Source organism: Fluviispira vulneris (assembly GCF_014281055.1).
In the GTDB taxonomy this organism is placed as follows: domain Bacteria; phylum Bdellovibrionota_B; class Oligoflexia; order Silvanigrellales; family Silvanigrellaceae; genus Silvanigrella; species Silvanigrella vulneris.
In genome coordinates this window covers 155,982-172,184 of the sequence record NZ_JACRSE010000002.1, presented here as the reverse complement: position 1 = coordinate 172,184, position 16,203 = coordinate 155,982, and the positions used below count along the sequence as shown (strand labels likewise).

The window sequence follows — 16,203 nt, the reverse complement described above, 5'->3', positions numbered from 1 at the left end:
ATTTATGGGAGTTCCTGGAGATCTGAGTCCTTATGAGGAAGTCACTGGAAACAATTATAATCATATTTTTATTATGTTTTTTCTCAAAAATTTCTGCTCAGGAAGATCCGACCGTACCTATTTCTCAAAGATATCTTAACAATCCACTTATTAATGATACAACGCGAAATCCAATACCAAGTGATAATCCATTTATACAATCCAAGGGTTCTCAAAAGACAAATAATAAGATTTTAAAGCCAAATGACGCATTAAATCCTCAGAAAAAAATTGAGGTAGAGCCCAAAAATCAACCCGCTGAAGAGGTAAAAAAAACAGAACAACAAGCAGCGGATAAGAAGGAAGAGAAAAAATCAGAAACGGCTGAGAAAAAAGAAGAATCTAGGCCGGATGCAGATGATGGCTTGTTTGGATCTTTTCGGATCGGTCCGATGGTAGGTTTTGGCTTATTGATGGGTCCAAATTTCAGTATTGAATCAAAAATTTTTAAATACATTGGATTATCTGTGAGTTACGCTGGATATAACAGTGTGAACTTATTTGCTATTCCGCAAATAAAATCTTTATTAAATAATCAAAGCAGTAGTTTTACAATCAATACACTGCAAATGAAATACACTCAATTTGAAGGTAAATTGAGTATATTTCCTTTTGGCACATCATTTTTTCTTGGAGTAGCGTATGGACAACGCCATATTAAATTAAATGCCAATGCAGATGTTAACGTAACTATTTTAGGAGTAAACACATCAACTCCAGTAATTGAAGACATAGGAGTTACTTCAATTTACTTGACTCCCCAAATCGGCTGGCTTGCAACGTGGGGAGGAAAATATGGTTGGTTTGCTTTTGGGTCAGAGTTTGGTGTGCAATTTCCAGTTAAAAACACAGTTACTTTAACTAGTACGTTCACTGATCCTGCAGTCGCCAGTTATGTCAGTTCGATTCTTTCAAGTGATCAATACATAGCGTTATCTAATCAACTCCAATCAAGTATAGTAGATAATTTAAATAATTATCCATTACCCTATTGGAATATTTTAAAAATAGGTTGGTTATTCTAATTAATCTGCTTTGATTTTTCTAAAAACCCATCAATTTTAATAATTGGTACGTTATATTTTCTTTTTATTTTATGTGAATATTTTTCAATAGCTTGGTATTCATTTTCACTTAATTCTGAATTTTTATCAATAACATTTATTACTCCTATCACTTTAATTTCACTTGATACTGGATATCTTGGGTGTATACTGACACCGACTCTGCCACATACGATGACTTCTGTGTTTTGCAATACTGTATTTTCGATGACTTCTGCTGGAGTCATCAGTCTCGATGTTTTATCTTTACAATTATAAGTAGAAATTACATTCTGTTTCGGGACCGCTAATATAAGTGAAACATTTCTATAAAAAAACCTATGTTTTGAAGATACAACACTCGTCAAAAGAGCATCATTATTTTTAAAACTCTCTTCAATTTTAATAAATTCTTTTTTATTAAAATTCTCTTCATCGATTGGATGCACCAGAAAAATAAAACTATCTAAATTCTGTAAATTTAGATAAGTTTTTGGATCTGTAAAAAATTTTGTATCCCAATTATTTATCTTATGAATATCAATCGGGTCTACAAAATTTGTGCACTTATAAAGATTCGTCATAACTTGATCAATGGACTTTAATTTTGATAAGTTAGACGTTACTATGTAGACATTGAAGCAAATACTTTCAATATTCCGTTCTGGGTGAATACCTAACTCCAATCTTATTCTGAATAAAAAATAAAGCTTGAGAGTTTTATCTAAATATAAATTTTCTTTACAATAGCGCTTTAGTTTATTATAATACTTTGCAACGACTTTATATTCTACTTTAGCTAAAGAATTTATCCAATCGATTAGGGATTCCCATAAAGATGTATCAATTGTTTTAAAATCTTGTGCACCAAATCCTCTAGAAAAATCATATTTAATATCCGATGAAGAAGATTTTCCGCTCATTCCTAATGACAATTTCTGTTTCCTTTATGTCAAATATATAAAATTACAAAAAACATAAGAATAAATTTATATAATATTATTAAATTACGTTATAACAAAGTAACTCAGAAAGATTCTTTTAATTAAAAATCTTTCAAATTAAAAATAATATTTATTGCATTTTTTAACAAGGTGATATTGAAAAAAATTCTTTAATAGCTTTAATTAAATATCAATTTATTTGATATTTAATTAATTCCCCTCATTATACACATTTTAGATATTTATGAAAGAAAATAACAATGATAAAGCAAGATATTTTTAAGGTGGATCACTTTAAAATAGACTAAAAATCCATCTGACGAAGATCATAGTGGATCTTTAGTCTAAAGCTGAAAGATTCGAAGATCATAGATATATGTTTCTCTTCAATTTTGCCTGTAAAATATGCGACAATAGAAATTAAATAAATTTTTGAATAATTTTATCGGTGATACGATTGAAAGATTGCATAACCCCAATTCCTTGGTGCGCAATAGCCGCAAAGCAATCTTCCTCTTTTAATAAAAAGTTTTTTGTCAGATTTTCATACGACAAAGCATCTGGGGCATCAGAATGATTAAATTGATATACAAATGGAATACTGTTAAAATCAAGCTGCAATGAATCAATAAGCTTTTTAACATATTGAATTTGTGTTTCGTTTTTATCTAGAAAACGAACGCGGCTGTCTATTACATTCACGATCCCATCCACGCCTAACATTAAATTAATATTTACTGTCGGCCATAATGTATGCGCAGGCAAAGTATAAAGATGCATTCTTGCATTACGCCCTGCAACTTCACCAAATGAAAGAGGCAAGAAATCAAAAAAAGTATTCCTCGGCATATTTTCTAACAGCGAAGAGTGATCTTTCAAACTCAGTTCTGCATGTGTATCACAATAAAGTGATTGAATATTTGCTGTTTTACCAGCACTTTGACTGCCTATATAAAGAATTTTAAAATGAATATCACCTGTGGCTTCATTAATAAATGCCATCAAAAGACCTCATCATTGAAAGCAAAAAAAGCAGCACAAGACTTATCATTGCCATATTGTGTTAGCTGAATTGTTACTTGCCTTGCCTCTGAAGAAACAAGTGCGCTTTCACCACCATGCATTATGAGAGTATCTGAATCACATTTTAAAATCACTTCACCTGCCCAAACTGTGACAACAGAAAATGTATCTTTTATAAGCGGGTCATACTGAAATTTACCCTTTTCACAAAAGACTTGCAATGCAAAAGGATTGTTTTCATCACCATAAAAAGGTTTGTTACTTTGCATATTCTGCACGAGTTTTTCTTCTAATTTTTTCCCGCGTGGAAGACTCCAATCAATTGCTTGCAAAGATTCTTCAACATGTAACTCTCTCGGAATTCCCTTGCTCGATTTCATTCCGTTATCATCATAGAGTCTGCGCCAGTCAGAAATTCTCCACGTCTTTCCAGATTTTTCAGGTAGAACATACTGGGGTTCAGCAACAAATACACCTGTGCCAACAGCATGAACACAACCTGCAGGAACAGAAATATAGTCTAGGACTTTTGGCTCATAACGGTATAAACATTTTTCAGGTTCATCATTTAAAAGATATTGAACAATTTGTTCTTTTGTTAAATTTTCTTGAAAGCCTAAGTAAACAAACCCAGCTTCATCGGTGTCAAGCACAAGCCAACTTTCAGGTTTCCCACATTCATTACTTTTTAAGAGAGAATTTCCATTATTTGGATGAAGTTGGACGGAAAGAAGATCGTTTGCATTGAGCCATTTTAAAAGCAACGGCGAATGTGCTCCATATTTAGAAGAAGTATTTTTTCCTAAAATCGCCTGGGCATTATTCTGCAAGAGACTTTTCAATGTTACTTTTTCATTGTTTTTTAAATAAACAAATGAAGGGAATTGTTCATCTGTCGATACTTCCCAACTTTCACCAATATTCTGAGGAATTTTTTCATTATTTTCTGGAAAGTATTTTTTTTTGAGAGCTGAAATTTTAGCCCCACCCCAAGGAGTGCGTTTAATTGGAACAAAATTAAACGCATCCATTTTATAAAATAATTGATTCATCGAACTAAGATCTCTCTCAAAAATTCATAATTTTCACGAGCTTCACGAAAAGAGTCATGTGCACCACCAACATCGGGATGATATTGTTTTGCCTTTTCAAGAAAGCGTTTACGCAATTCAATAGTACCCTTCTCTTTTAAATCTTCAAGTCCCGAAAAGCTATAAAAATTTAATAAAAACTGCACTCTTTCTTGGGAAATAAATGGAATATGTTTACTTTCATGAAATGCTTTAAAGTGTGAGAAGAAACCGTTAACGAGTTTTTCTAAAGTTGCTTCATCAAATTGAGAAAAATTCATTGGATCTAAATAGAATTGAGAAAGTTTTGCTTGAACAGAAGCTTCTTCAGTAATCGATTTAATCCAATATTTTTCTTGTGCATGATATCTGCAAAAGGTACCTTCAGCATAATTTTTACAAAATGGAATATTATATGCATCAAATGCTCTACAAGAATGAATATCTCTCAGAACAAAATGACATCCAACTGCTGAAAAACCTAATATCGGTAATTTTTTTGAGTTCCCCCAAAAAGTGGGAAGTAACATTTCAAAAATATTGTCAAATTCATCAATAAAAGTACCACCAAATATTTTTCTGAACTCAGTTTTTGTCTGATGAAAGTAGGGGTCTTTATTTTGTTTCAGAGCCGAGAGATGAAACATAGAATTGAGAGCTAAGATTTTATGTCTGAGCGCAAAGACAAATGCCAGTAAATTTAAATGTCCAGAACCAAACATTTGTGAAGAGAACTCTTCTGGTAGAATCTTGCGCAACAAATCTGCATCGGAAATTTTGACAACTTTTGCTGATCTTAAGGCAAACGTTTCATGATGAACCGTAAATTCTTCATAAAGCTCTTTCTCTTTAAAAGAGAAGATAAGCTCTTCGTAAGATATCAAATTAAGTAATTTTTCTAACATTTTATACCAACTCTATGATTCTGTGAAGAGCAACGGTATAACCAAATGAGCCAAGCCCAGAAATAACCCCAGTTGCAATTGGACTCACAAAAGAATTACGTCGAAATTCTTCACGTGCGTAAATATTGCTTAAATGCACTTCAAAAATCGGAATATTTTCTTGTGAAAAAACTTCTAGGGCGTCATGAATGGCAACACTTGTATGTGTATAAGCTGCAGGATTAATAATTATTCCAGCAATATTAACATGTTCTGTCATATTTAAATTTGTTAATGTTTTGATATTTTTTTTGGATAAAAGCTCTAAATATTCGTCATTTAAAAATGAAACGATATTTCCTTCTATATTACTTTGATAATCCTTTAGGATAAGATCATTTTTTTCTGCAATTTTTTTTAAATTTTGAATAATAGTTTGCAAACTTTCAAACCCATAAATATGGGTTTGACGTTTGCCTAATAAACTTAAATTTGGGCCATTAACAACAAGAATTTTTCTCATAACTAACCTGCAATTTATTTAAAAGTATACTTGAAATGTAGGGATTTTTCTTCTATTTTCTTTAAAAGTTCCATTAAAATTTCCAATTTTCTTAATCTTTCAAGCTCTTTTTTTTTGTAATTATAGATATTCTCTTGAATCTTAATAATTGTATTATTTTCAAAGATGCCCAGGTTTATATTCTTCTGAGAAATTTCTTTTATATTTTTAACTCTATGAAAATTTTTTAACTTATTATAAGTTTGTTCTTTCATAAAAAGAATCTCACAGCACAAAAGAAATCCATTCTTCTAAGATATTTTACATTTCCAAAAATAAAGAGCAAGTCAGTCCACTCAGTATCACTCAAAATTTGGATGATGAGACAGCAAAATGACTTTGATTTTATGCAACGTGATTTGGATTGTATGATTTAGCAGGAAAGTTATTATTTAACTGCTCAATAATGTTGGGATTAAATACTTTTGCCCAATGGACAATGTATTTTCTATCTGAAGAGGCTGTCATTGGGTGAAAAACAATTTTATCCACCTTGCCATCTTCAAGATACCTTAATATTTCATCAAATGTGCTACAAATATTCTTAACAGCTGAAAACAATTGAATTTGTGCAGAAACTGATTCTGGAATGTAATAAATAGTTCTTTCAAGGCTCAGTGCTTTATCAACAGGATATTGAAAACTTTGACTTCGATCTGTCACGCTACCCGAAGGGTCATCCATAAGAAATAAACTCCTAAAATTATTATGATAAGTCTAAAAACAGCATTGCCCTTAAGCTGCGTAATAATACCACATATTGACCAATCGGTCAATAAAAACTTATCTCGCTCAAACCTTATGATATCTTTTTTTTAAATTCGAGCGAATGAAATGGCTGAGAAAAATATGATGCAGAGTTAAGAGTAAGTAATTCAAATACCATTTGCCTAACTCTTAGCAATTTCGTCCCTCAGTTGGATAGTACCCTGCTTAGCAAGGGATATGAGTCTTTACTTTTAAATAAAAAGTAGTACCGTTGCTTTTATCTGTATAATTTTTCTAAGACTTTATAATATGAGAATTTTTTTCTATAAAATAATTATATTTTCATTTTTACATTTGAATTTAAATGGGTATTCTCAAATTCATCAAGAATATTCAAATATTATAAACCTTGATAAATTTGAAGCTGGTAAAAATGTAAGAAAAATAATAGCTCCTAAAATTTTAATGAATTATAACTTAAAAAAGCCTTTGTATATTATTGCGCATGGTTTTGAAAATATTAAAGAAATATTAGCCCCGGATATTTCTAAACAGCATCTCATCACCGTGCCTGAATTTATGCAATACTTTCAATTTGAAATTAATGATTTAAAGATGAATAACCTAATCGATTCAGTTGTTCTTATCATCTGTCATGCTGGATCAAATCAAATTATGGAAGAATTTATGCGGATAAATCCTAATATCCCATTTTTTGCTTATACAAATACGCTTTATGGAATGAATGTTAACATAGGAAAAGAGCAACTATTTAAACTTTCAGAAGATACCGCAGCTAATGCTTATTGGAAATCTGGAGTTTATATTTATAGACCACCTTTAGAAAATATGGATTGGGAAGATGCCTGCCTGTCAATTGAAACAATGGATTGGGATGATGCCTGCCTGTCAATTGAAACAATGGATTGGGAAGAAGTTCATTTTGCACAGGCAATACAAATGGATTGGGAAGAATGGAATGATCCCAAGTCTTTAGGCCAAATTATTTCCATTGAACTTCTCGCCCTAAAGGAGCGAGTCAAGGCCTTGCTCTATTCAATTTCTTCCAGTTGAGCCAAATCCACTTTCCCCCCGTTCAACGTCTTTCACTTTAATTCCTGGAAGTTGAATAGTAAGAGCACAAACCCCCTGAGCTATTCGATCCCCAGGTTGAATTTTAAAATCATTATCAGAATGATTTACAAGACTTACCATTATTTCGCCTCTGTAATCTGCATCTATCGTACTTGGAGAATTCAAAACACTTATTCCATATTTTACAGCTAAGCCACTTCTAGGTCTCAACTGAATCTCTGCAACAGCATTACACTTTTGATCACCTATTTTAATCAATTGGGAATCAACAGATTCAACGATCCTCAACCCTGTTTTTACTAAGGCCCAAGACTTTGCCTTTAATGTTAATTCCTGATTTGCACAGATATCAAAGCCTGCCGACTGTCTTGTTGCATAAAATATTTCGCCTGTCCCTAAATGCTTTAATTTTAACATATCATTCACCCGATTCTAAAAACTTTGATTCCAACAGTTCTTGATGCTTGACCAAATCATTGCCAACTGGTAACGACAATAATTCGTGTAGGTCAGTAGCTCCAATGGTAGAGCGGCTGATTCCAAATCAGCTTGTTGGGGGTTCGAGTCCCTCCTGGCCTGCCACTCTTCTTTCTTTACCTCATCTCTCTCTCCGCACAAGAAAAATTGATTTTTTTTCCTGTCAAAATTCATGTTTTATGTTTTTTATATAATATTTTAAAATCATATCTCACACACTCTAGATGATTGAGTTAGGAATGAGATGAAATTATTTGTATACCTAACAATTCTATTTTCACATACTTTTAACTTATCTGCTTATGCTGCTGAAGAAATGGTTTTTGTTTATTTTAATGATTTTTATCCTTACAGTTATTCATCTTCAAGTGAAAAAAATGATGCAAATGGGATATTCCCTCACTATATAAAAGAGCTATTTTCTAAAATTAATATTAAAGTTACTAATGAATCTTATTCTTGGGAAAAAGCACAATATATGGTACAAAGTGGTGAAGCTGATGGATTTATAACAACTCCAATTGAGAAAAGAAAAGAGTATGCTTATTTTACTCAAAAATCCTCTTTTATTATAAAAAACTTTTTATTATATACAAAAAAGAACTTAGAAAATGAGATAAAAAAAATTAAAAATATTGAAGATCTAAAAAAATACCGCATCTGTGATTATAAAGGCAATGCTTGGAGTGAAGCAAATCTAAGTGAAATTAACTTAATAAAAGTAATTAAAAGAACAGATTGTATTTCCAAAATGAACGCCAATAAAATTGACTTTATAGTTGCTAATCTTGGATTTTATCACGATTTAAAGAAAGATATAAAGGATTCTAAAATATTTGATATTCCTTTTATAAAAAAGAGTTCAACTCACTTTCACATAGGTATTCGCAGAGACTATCCACACTCTTATTCTATTATTGAAAGTTTAAATCACTATATAAAATTAGAAAATGAAGATAATTTTAGAAATTAAGATCATCGTCTTCCACTTCAGTTTTATAAGGTTCTAGCAAAATTCTTCCTTTGGTTTCAACCAACTTTTTTATCACAGGACCACAGCGCGTCGCATTGCATCCACCACTCCCACTTCCTGTTACTTTATTAACTTTTTCAACCGTATCTGCCCCTTTTTCAATCGCCTCACAAATTCTTGCTTGCTTAATTCCCTTACATATACAAACAACTTTTAAACGTGCTTTTATTTCTTCTATACTTAATTTTTTTTCAATCATATTAATTCACTTTTTGCATTTCTAACGTCAGCACAATATTCATTTAAAGCTTGAGTTATAGAATCCTCTAATTCTAAGAAATGCTTTAAAAATTTTGGTTTAAATTCCTTATTCATTCCTAACATATCCTGCAACACAAGTATATTTCCATCACAAAAATTGCCAGAGCCAATTCCAATCGTAGGAATTTCTAATGACTCAGAAATTTCTTTTGCTGTTTGGGGCATAATAAGCTCGAGCACAATGGCAAAACAACCTGCTGTTTGCAATTTTTGCGCTTCAGTCAGAAGCCTCATTTTATCATGTTCATTTTTACCTTGTATGCGATAGCCACTCAAAGCATGTACACTTTGTGGCATAAGTCCTATATGCCCCATCACAGGTATGCCATGTCGGGTTAAAAAATGAATTTGCTCACATATTTCTGAACTTGCTCCTTCAATTTTAACAGCCTCCGCCCCAGCTTGTAACAATATCCCAGCATTGTGAGCAGTTTCTGCACGGCTTATTCCAGAGCTCAAAAAAGGCATGTCTCCCACCAATAAGGGGGTCTTTAATGCTGATGAGACACAGCTTATATGATATGCAATATCATGAATTGACACATTTATAGTGCTTTTTTTACCCTGAATTACATTGCCTAAACTGTCACCTACCAAAACTATATCGATTTCAGTTGATTCGATCATGCGGGCAAAAGTTGCATCATAACAGGTAATTGATGAAATTCGTTTAGAATTTTTTTTCATATCGAGAATATTTTGCACCCGAACTTTTACTTTTTTCTGATCAATTTTTGCACTAAGAGGGTCTGAATAAACCATAAAGCTTTTAACCTTTGTTAAATTAATTGTAAGAATAAAATTTATTCTAAAGAGAATTTATTCTTTTACATTTATATAGTATATTTAATATGAGTTCGATAGGGGAGGAAATAACGACATGGCAAAACGCATTATACTTTTTTTAGCCGTAAATATATTAGTAATGATTACCATTACCATCGTAACTTCGGTACTTGGTGTAAATCATTATATGTCAGAAAGAGGAATAAATTACGGTACTTTGCTCGCATTTTGTTTCATTTGGGGTTTTGGCGGTGCTTTTATCAGCCTTGCTATCTCCCGCTGGGTGGCAAAGTTTTCGATGAACATCTCTGTCATTGATCCCACAAATGCTGACGCGCGGGAAAGGGATCTTTATAATCGAGTTGCTGCATTAGCCAGAAAAGCAGGTCTGCCCACTACTCCAGAAGTTGGTATTTTTGAAAGCTCTGATTTAAACGCTTTTGCAACGGGCCCTTCTAAAAAAAGATCGCTGGTCGCTGTATCAAGCGGATTATTAGAACATATGAATCAACACGAAGTAGATGGTGTTCTTGCCCATGAAATTTCACATATTGCAAATGGTGATATGGTAACCATGACTCTTGTCCAAGGTGTGGTAAATGCATTTGTCATGTTTTTTGCAAGAATTATCGCCTTTGCCACAACTCAATTCGTGAAAGAGGACATCCGTCCGATCGTCAATATTATTGTTATTATTGTTCTTGAAATACTTTTCAGTATTTTAGGCAGTCTTGTCATTTGCTGGTTCTCAAGGATAAGAGAATTTAAAGCTGATAGTGGCGGAGCACAACTCGCCGGCAAAAGCAATATGATCGCAGCACTCAGCGCTCTGCAACGAGCCTATGAATTACCTTTACAGGAACAAGAAAAAGCACCTTCTTCCCTAGCTGCTTTTCAAATTTCTAACAGATCGAGTTTTTTAGAATTGTTTTCTACCCACCCACCTTTGGCGCAGAGAATCGAAACTCTTAAGCAGAATAATCAAATTCTATAAAACAAATCAATATACTGCTTTAATTTTGGGAACTTAAAATAAAGTTCCCTTTTTTTATTCCGATATTTCCGTAAGCCTTTGAATGAATCAAAGGATAAGGACATATCCATGGATGGAATAATTAAAACTATTAAATGCAACTTAAATACAATTATTCTATTTATTTTATTATTTAAAATTCAACCCATTTATTCCCAAGAATTGCAAAGGGAATATCGCTCATCTCGCTTTTTAGGTCGCGGTGATTCTGGCATTGCTGATGCAAATGGAGGAGATTCAATCTTTTACAATCCAGCAGCAATTGCATATACAAATAATATTTTAAATGAAATCGTATTAATCAGCCCTCAAATAGAAGGGACAAGCAATATTAAGAGCCTTTATGACTCAGCACAGGGCAATGGGAATGTGGCATCCCTTTTAGCTGGGAATCAGAACAAAGTTTATAGTGCTGCTGGCCAAAGTTTTACGGGAATCGTTTTCAAGAAAGTATCACTTGGTGTGATGGATAGAATAAATTCAAATATTTATGCAGGAATTGATCCATCAACAGGAATACCAACAGCAAATATTTATGGCGCAAATCGTGCAGGTATTTATTTAACTTTAGCGCACGATTTTTTTGATGGCCATTTCCTCGTTGGCTTAAATGGAAAATATATTCAGAAAAAAGAAGTGGACCTTGCAATATCTGCCCTTGATGTAGATACTAAACTCTCAAATAATTCACTTAAAACTATTATTAATAACTCACTTAATGTCGGCAGTGGGGTGGGCGCAGATATTGGCTTTCTTCTTGTTTTACATAAGGAAAGCTCGACCCAACTCGGATTCACTGTGCGCAATCTTGGCATGCAATATCGGTGGACAGTTCCAGAAGGGAGCACAGCTCCATCTTCTGAACCAACTGTTTTTGATACAGGCTTTAAGACAACTTTTGGCACAAAAAAAAGTCGGGTGGGTCTCTACCTAGATTTTAGAGATATAAGTAATACAGAAAAAGCAGAAATTGGTAAAAGAATACATTTAGGAGCTGAATATATTTTAAATAATTTCTTTGGAATAATGACTGGACTCAATCAAGGTTACCCAACATTTGGATTATTTTTAAACTTTAAAATAGTTAAAATAGAAGGCGGTATGTATACAGAAGAAATCGGGAAAATTACTGGTTCTCTACCAAGTGAAAGATTTTTTGTACGGATTATGCTTGGGTGGTTAAAATGATTTTAAATAAAATTCAAATAAAATTATTTACTATTATTTTGCTTTTTTCTACCTCACCCGTTTTTATTTCCTGTGGCAATAGCAATTTATTCTCTTCATTATCAACAGAAAGTCAAAAAGACAAAGCACAAAGCAGCATTTATTCAGGAGATTATCCTTCTGCCATCAGTTCTTTAGTATCTTATTTGAACAGCAATCCTAATGACACTCAAGCCATTAGTATGCTTGGCACAGCTTATATGCTTTCCGCAGGATACAACCTACTGAATATCACTGTTTCGATTTTAACGAATACAAGCAGCGCAAAAAATAATTTTCAAGCTATTTTGGCTTCAATGCCTAGCGGAACTTCCACTAATATAACATATATGACAAACGCAGTTAATATTTTAAGCACGATATCTGCTTCTCAACGTACGGCAAATCAAAATTACCAATTGGCTCTTGCTCAAGCAGGTCTCGCAATTTTAATTATAAAAGCAGATTGTTTAGATAGTTCAGGCAATATATCAACTGCACTTACCAATGCAATGAGTGCAACTGACTCATCAAATGTCTATACAAATCTGCAAAATGCACAAACAAATTTATCAAGTGCAGGTATCTCAGCAGGAACAACGACTGGTTCATCACTTCTTGCCAATTTATTCAGCCAAATAACAGCAACGGCTGGTGCTTCAAATAATGCAAAAGTGACTAATTTTATTATATCTCAAGAATGAAATTACATATGTCTTATGCTATAAAATATTTCGCTCTAATTTTAATAAAGAGGTTATCCCTTTTACAAGGAGTTTTTTTTCATGCGCATTTCCTGTCTTCAGTTAAACCCTCAAAATGACGTCAACGAGAATCTTAAAATTACCTTAAATAATATTGCAGAAGCGGCAAAACAAGGAGCAGAAACTATTGTTCTGCCCGAAATGTTTACATATATGGGAGACGAGAGTCTCAGAGTACAAACAAAATCAAAATTACATGAAGGTATATTTGCTCAAATTCAAACTGCTGCAAAAGAATATAAAGTGAATATTGTAGCCGGCAGTCATTCAGAAGAAATACCTAATAATTCTAAAAAAGTTTATAATACCTGCGTAACATATAATAAAAATGGCGAAGTTTTATCTACATATAGAAAAAAACATCTTTTTAATCTGCATGATAAAAATGGCAATCCTCTCTATTGTGAAAGTGATTCCTATGAAATCGGAGAAAATCCAAAATCATATCAATTAAATACTTCAGAGGGGATCTGGAATGCTTTCAATATCATCTGCTATGATTTGCGCTTTCCCGAAATCATCCGCTCTGCCTTAAAACAAGATAATTTCTTCGATATTATTTTTGTAACCGCAGCTTTTGTCTGGCAAACAGGCAAAGATCATTGGGAAGTTTTATTACGTGCGCGCGCTATCGAAAATCAATGTTTTGTTGTAGCTTGCAACCAAACAGGCTCCTTCTTGAATGGTCAAAAGAAAAATTATGGAAATAGCATGATTATTGACCCTTGGGGAAAAATCATAGCTCGAATGAATGAAGAAACAGGAATTATGACCGCCGACATTTATAAATCAAGTATAGATGAATCTAGAACAAGACTTCCTGCTTTAAAGGACAGAAAGATTTTTTAAAATGAATCCAGAAGATATTAATAAAAGGGTTATTATTTGGATATTGGCTGGAATTATGTTTATCGAAATGGTTGACACAACCATAATTAATACAGCGATTCCAGATATAGCACATTCACTAAAAGCCAATCCTGTAAACTTAAAATTTGCAGTGACTAGTTATTTGCTGAGTTTAGCTATGTTTATACCCATAAGCGGCTGGGCTGCAGATCGCTTCGGCACAAAACCGGTTTTATCTTCTGCAATCATTATTTTTACCATAAGTTCTATTCTCTGTGGTCTTGCAACTTCTCTGGTAGAACTTTCTATATTTCGCTTTATCCAAGGATTTGGCGGCGCACTGATGACACCTGTTGCACGCCTCATTATGGTACGTATTTTTCCTCCATCTGAACTTGTACGCGCTACCATGCTGATATTTTTTCCAGCACTTTTTGGTCCAATTGTAGGTCCTTTATTAGGTGGAGTTATCACGACCTACACAACATGGCGCATCATTTTCTTTATTAATATTCCGATGGGTATTTTAACTTATCTATTAGTGCAAAAATATATTCCCAACGAAATTGCAGAAAATAAAAAACGCTTAGATTTAAAAGGGTTTTTCTTATCTGGAATTTCATTAGCCTCGTTGACTGTTGCCTTGGAAACAGTTGGAGAAAACTTAATTTCAAGTAAACTACACACTTTTGTAGCTACAATTGGTTCATTTACTCTTCTTTTATTCATATATCATGCAATTAAAATGCAGGAAAAATCTATTTTAAATTTAACTCTTTTTAAAATAAAAACTTTTAGGACAGGAGTTATCGGAAATAGTATAACTTATATATCTACTGGCGGTGTTTCTTTTCTCCTTCCATTACTCTTTCAATTGCAATTTGGTATGACACCTTTAAAATCCGGATTGTTAGTCGCCCCCATGGCCGTTGGTGCTCTCATTATGCGTGGTATATCTCCAAGAATATTAAAAAGATATGGATTCAAAAGAGTTCTTTCAATCGCACCATTTGGTATATGTTTTGCGCTTATTTTAATCTCTTTTATTAATCAAAATAGCAGTCTTATTTATATAATATTTTCAACTGCTATTTTTGGTTTTTTTAATATTTTAGCTTTCTCGAGCAATGGACCAATGATCTATGTCGATGTACCCAAAAATATTTCTGCCACCGCTACAAGTCTTGATGTCACAATCCGCCAATTTTCAAATAGTATATCCATTGGATTTTCTTCTTTTATTTTGATTAGTTTTCTTAATTATTATACTTTTCCAATACATAATCCGAAAGCAATAGAAGCTTTTAGAACTACTTTTTTTATTCTAGCACTTTGTATTTTACCAGTATCTATCTTGAGTTTGACTTTAAAAAAATCTGATGGTGAGCATGCAACAAAAAATATTAAATGATAATTTATAAAATATAACTAAACACCGATCTTATGAAAATATATTGCCATAAATGTAAGTGAAGCCATAATTAACCAAAGCAATACTCCTTGAATAAATGGATGAATCCCTACACTTTTTATTGCTGAGCGAGAAAGGTTTGAGCCTATACAAAATAAAATAATAATAAGCATTCTTTCTGAAATGCCACGTATAATTTGACCAGGTGCTTGCAAAGATGGGACCCAAGTTACGATTGCCGCTGCTAAGAGGAACCAAATTATAAACCAAGGTTTTTTTACTTTTTCTTTTGGATTTTCCCCGTTTTTAAAAATATATTTTGCATAATAAATTCCTATCAAAAAAACGACTGGAACGATCCATATTGCCCGCGCAAGCTTAACAGTCGTACCCATTTCTAAGGATTGCTCACCATAAGCCAAAGTTGCGCCTACGACTGAACTGGTGTCATGAATTGCCAATGCACTCCACAAACCAAATTGCACTTGAGATAAGTTAAAGAATTCTCCTATAGGTGGAAAAATAAAAAGAGCAAGCGCATTTAAAATAAAGACTATAGCTAATGATACAGAAATATCATTATTATTTGCTTTAATTGCTGGAGCTAGTGCAGCAATAGCACTGCCTCCACAAATTGCTGTACCGACTGAAATTAAAAGGGACATATCTCTTTTATTATTTAAAATTTTTCCAATTATTATTCCTAAAATCAAAGTTAAAGCGATCCCAATAATGGTATATGTAACTCCATTCAGTCCGACCTCTGCAACTTTTATCAAATTCATACCAAAGCCTAATCCAATAATAGACCATGATAAAAATTTTGCTGCAATTTGTTTAGTCTGCTTATGATATGGGTTTTGCAAGATCAGAGACAATAAAATACCACTTAACACAGCTAAGCCTGCATTTAATCTTGCAAAAACATGATTAAATAAAGGAAGAATAAGTAACATAAATGCAAATAATGGATAAGAAATTTTTGCAACATTATTTTTATTCAATTTAGCGATTC

Annotated in this window: 19 protein-coding genes and 1 tRNA gene; 9 read left to right on the top strand and 11 right to left on the bottom strand. The window is 32.8% G+C overall.

Annotated elements, in window-relative coordinates; all coding sequences use genetic code 11:
- The first annotated feature begins 32 nt into the window (after window positions 1-32).
- Complete coding sequence (locus H7355_RS04615) at window positions 33-1,064, top strand: hypothetical protein (protein ID WP_186645547.1); 1,032 nt, start codon at window positions 33-35, stop codon at window positions 1,062-1,064.
- On the opposite strand, the gene H7355_RS04610 is transcribed toward H7355_RS04615, so the two are convergent.
- The 7 genes from H7355_RS04610 to H7355_RS04580 all read right to left on the bottom strand — a co-directional run bounded on the left by H7355_RS04610 (window position 1,061) and on the right by H7355_RS04580 (window position 6,249).
- The gene (locus H7355_RS04610) at window positions 1,061-2,017 is read right to left on the bottom strand and encodes a hypothetical protein (RefSeq protein ID WP_186645546.1); all 957 of its coding nucleotides are present in this window, start codon (window positions 2,015-2,017) and stop codon (window positions 1,061-1,063) included. The genes H7355_RS04615 and H7355_RS04610 overlap by 4 nt on opposite strands.
- 429 nt (window positions 2,018-2,446) lie before the next feature.
- Window positions 2,447-3,028, bottom strand: coding sequence for a hypothetical protein (locus H7355_RS04605; protein WP_186645545.1), 582 nt, complete (start codon window positions 3,026-3,028; stop codon window positions 2,447-2,449).
- Window positions 3,028-4,101: a type I phosphomannose isomerase catalytic subunit gene (locus H7355_RS04600; RefSeq protein ID WP_186645544.1), complete on the bottom strand. Its 1,074-nt coding sequence runs from the start codon at window positions 4,099-4,101 to the stop codon at window positions 3,028-3,030. Before H7355_RS04600 ends, H7355_RS04605 begins: the two co-directional genes overlap by 1 nt.
- Window positions 4,098-5,024, bottom strand: coding sequence for a hypothetical protein (locus H7355_RS04595; protein WP_186645543.1), 927 nt, complete (start codon window positions 5,022-5,024; stop codon window positions 4,098-4,100). Before H7355_RS04595 ends, H7355_RS04600 begins: the two co-directional genes overlap by 4 nt.
- A gap of 1 nt (window position 5,025) precedes the next feature.
- Entirely contained in the window at window positions 5,026-5,526 is a 501-nt protein-coding gene (locus H7355_RS04590; RefSeq protein ID WP_186645542.1) for a type II 3-dehydroquinate dehydratase, read from the bottom strand.
- 14 nt (window positions 5,527-5,540) lie between these two features.
- Window positions 5,541-5,780, bottom strand: coding sequence for a hypothetical protein (locus H7355_RS04585; protein ID WP_186645541.1), 240 nt, complete (start codon window positions 5,778-5,780; stop codon window positions 5,541-5,543).
- A gap of 130 nt (window positions 5,781-5,910) precedes the next feature.
- Window positions 5,911-6,249 (bottom strand): hypothetical protein, encoded by a 339-nt coding sequence (locus tag H7355_RS04580; protein ID WP_186645540.1) that lies wholly within the window; start codon window positions 6,247-6,249, stop codon window positions 5,911-5,913.
- A 333-nt stretch (window positions 6,250-6,582) separates the two neighbouring features.
- Here H7355_RS04580 and H7355_RS04575 point away from each other — a divergent pair, with 333 nt between their 5' ends.
- Entirely contained in the window at window positions 6,583-7,347 is a 765-nt protein-coding gene (locus H7355_RS04575; RefSeq protein ID WP_186645539.1) for a hypothetical protein, read from the top strand.
- Here the strand turns inward: H7355_RS04575 and dut are convergent.
- Complete coding sequence (dut, locus tag H7355_RS04570) at window positions 7,330-7,785, bottom strand: dUTP diphosphatase (RefSeq protein WP_186645538.1); 456 nt, start codon at window positions 7,783-7,785, stop codon at window positions 7,330-7,332. The two genes, H7355_RS04575 and dut, sit on opposite strands and share 18 nt — an antisense overlap.
- Before the next feature lie 89 nt (window positions 7,786-7,874).
- On the opposite strand from dut, the gene H7355_RS04565 reads away from it, so the two are divergent.
- Together H7355_RS04565 and H7355_RS04560 are read left to right on the top strand one after the other, a co-directional pair.
- A tRNA-Trp gene (locus H7355_RS04565) sits at window positions 7,875-7,950 on the top strand.
- Window positions 7,951-8,089: 139 nt separating this feature from the next.
- Window positions 8,090-8,818 carry a substrate-binding periplasmic protein gene (locus tag H7355_RS04560; RefSeq protein ID WP_186645537.1) on the top strand — a complete coding sequence of 243 codons (729 nt, stop codon included), beginning with the start codon at window positions 8,090-8,092 and terminating at the stop codon, window positions 8,816-8,818.
- Here H7355_RS04560 and H7355_RS04555 read toward each other — a convergent pair.
- Window positions 8,808-9,077 carry a (2Fe-2S)-binding protein gene (locus H7355_RS04555; RefSeq protein ID WP_222435662.1) on the bottom strand — a complete coding sequence of 90 codons (270 nt, stop codon included), beginning with the start codon at window positions 9,075-9,077 and terminating at the stop codon, window positions 8,808-8,810. The two genes, H7355_RS04560 and H7355_RS04555, sit on opposite strands and share 11 nt — an antisense overlap.
- Window positions 9,074-9,901 (bottom strand): 3-methyl-2-oxobutanoate hydroxymethyltransferase, encoded by an 828-nt coding sequence (gene panB, locus H7355_RS04550; RefSeq protein WP_186645536.1) that lies wholly within the window; start codon window positions 9,899-9,901, stop codon window positions 9,074-9,076. Before panB ends, H7355_RS04555 begins: the two co-directional genes overlap by 4 nt.
- Window positions 9,902-10,019: 118 nt before the next feature.
- On the opposite strand from panB, the gene htpX reads away from it, so the two are divergent.
- The 5 genes from htpX to H7355_RS04525 all read left to right on the top strand — a co-directional run bounded on the left by htpX (window position 10,020) and on the right by H7355_RS04525 (window position 15,188).
- A complete protein-coding gene (htpX, locus tag H7355_RS04545) occupies window positions 10,020-10,919 on the top strand; it encodes a protease HtpX (RefSeq protein ID WP_186645535.1) in 900 nt (299 codons plus the stop codon).
- 108 nt (window positions 10,920-11,027) lie between these two features.
- Window positions 11,028-12,146 (top strand): hypothetical protein, encoded by a 1,119-nt coding sequence (locus H7355_RS04540; protein WP_186645534.1) that lies wholly within the window; start codon window positions 11,028-11,030, stop codon window positions 12,144-12,146.
- A complete protein-coding gene (locus H7355_RS04535) occupies window positions 12,143-12,868 on the top strand; it encodes a hypothetical protein (protein ID WP_186645533.1) in 726 nt (241 codons plus the stop codon). The genes H7355_RS04540 and H7355_RS04535 overlap by 4 nt, the downstream gene beginning before the upstream one ends.
- Window positions 12,869-12,949: 81 nt before the next feature.
- Complete coding sequence (locus H7355_RS04530; protein ID WP_186645532.1) at window positions 12,950-13,777, top strand: nitrilase-related carbon-nitrogen hydrolase; 828 nt, start codon at window positions 12,950-12,952, stop codon at window positions 13,775-13,777.
- Window position 13,778: 1 nt separating this feature from the next.
- The gene (locus H7355_RS04525) at window positions 13,779-15,188 is read left to right on the top strand and encodes a DHA2 family efflux MFS transporter permease subunit (RefSeq protein WP_186645531.1); all 1,410 of its coding nucleotides are present in this window, start codon (window positions 13,779-13,781) and stop codon (window positions 15,186-15,188) included.
- A 17-nt stretch (window positions 15,189-15,205) separates the two neighbouring features.
- On the opposite strand, the gene H7355_RS04520 is transcribed toward H7355_RS04525, so the two are convergent.
- Window positions 15,206-16,192 carry a YeiH family protein gene (locus H7355_RS04520; RefSeq protein WP_222435661.1) on the bottom strand — a complete coding sequence of 329 codons (987 nt, stop codon included), beginning with the start codon at window positions 16,190-16,192 and terminating at the stop codon, window positions 15,206-15,208.
- Between the last annotated feature and the right edge of the window lie 11 nt (window positions 16,193-16,203).

Coding starts and splice junctions, on each gene's coding strand:
- H7355_RS04555 (WP_222435662.1), bottom strand. CDS start 9,077: ATGATTGAAAAAAAATTAAGTATAGAAGAAATAAAAGCACGTTTAAAA.
- H7355_RS04615 (WP_186645547.1), top strand. CDS start 33: ATGAGGAAGTCACTGGAAACAATTATAATCATATTTTTATTATGTTTT.
- H7355_RS04600 (WP_186645544.1), bottom strand. CDS start 4,101: ATGAATCAATTATTTTATAAAATGGATGCGTTTAATTTTGTTCCAATT.
- H7355_RS04605 (WP_186645545.1), bottom strand. CDS start 3,028: ATGGCATTTATTAATGAAGCCACAGGTGATATTCATTTTAAAATTCTT.
- H7355_RS04560 (WP_186645537.1), top strand. CDS start 8,090: ATGAAATTATTTGTATACCTAACAATTCTATTTTCACATACTTTTAAC.
- H7355_RS04575 (WP_186645539.1), top strand. CDS start 6,583: ATGAGAATTTTTTTCTATAAAATAATTATATTTTCATTTTTACATTTG.
- panB (WP_186645536.1), bottom strand. CDS start 9,901: ATGGTTTATTCAGACCCTCTTAGTGCAAAAATTGATCAGAAAAAAGTA.
- H7355_RS04580 (WP_186645540.1), bottom strand. CDS start 6,249: ATGGATGACCCTTCGGGTAGCGTGACAGATCGAAGTCAAAGTTTTCAA.
- htpX (WP_186645535.1), top strand. CDS start 10,020: ATGGCAAAACGCATTATACTTTTTTTAGCCGTAAATATATTAGTAATG.
- H7355_RS04585 (WP_186645541.1), bottom strand. CDS start 5,780: ATGAAAGAACAAACTTATAATAAGTTAAAAAATTTTCATAGAGTTAAA.
- H7355_RS04540 (WP_186645534.1), top strand. CDS start 11,028: ATGGATGGAATAATTAAAACTATTAAATGCAACTTAAATACAATTATT.
- H7355_RS04535 (WP_186645533.1), top strand. CDS start 12,143: ATGATTTTAAATAAAATTCAAATAAAATTATTTACTATTATTTTGCTT.
- H7355_RS04595 (WP_186645543.1), bottom strand. CDS start 5,024: ATGTTAGAAAAATTACTTAATTTGATATCTTACGAAGAGCTTATCTTC.
- H7355_RS04525 (WP_186645531.1), top strand. CDS start 13,779: ATGAATCCAGAAGATATTAATAAAAGGGTTATTATTTGGATATTGGCT.
- H7355_RS04530 (WP_186645532.1), top strand. CDS start 12,950: ATGCGCATTTCCTGTCTTCAGTTAAACCCTCAAAATGACGTCAACGAG.
- H7355_RS04590 (WP_186645542.1), bottom strand. CDS start 5,526: ATGAGAAAAATTCTTGTTGTTAATGGCCCAAATTTAAGTTTATTAGGC.
- dut (WP_186645538.1), bottom strand. CDS start 7,785: ATGTTAAAATTAAAGCATTTAGGGACAGGCGAAATATTTTATGCAACA.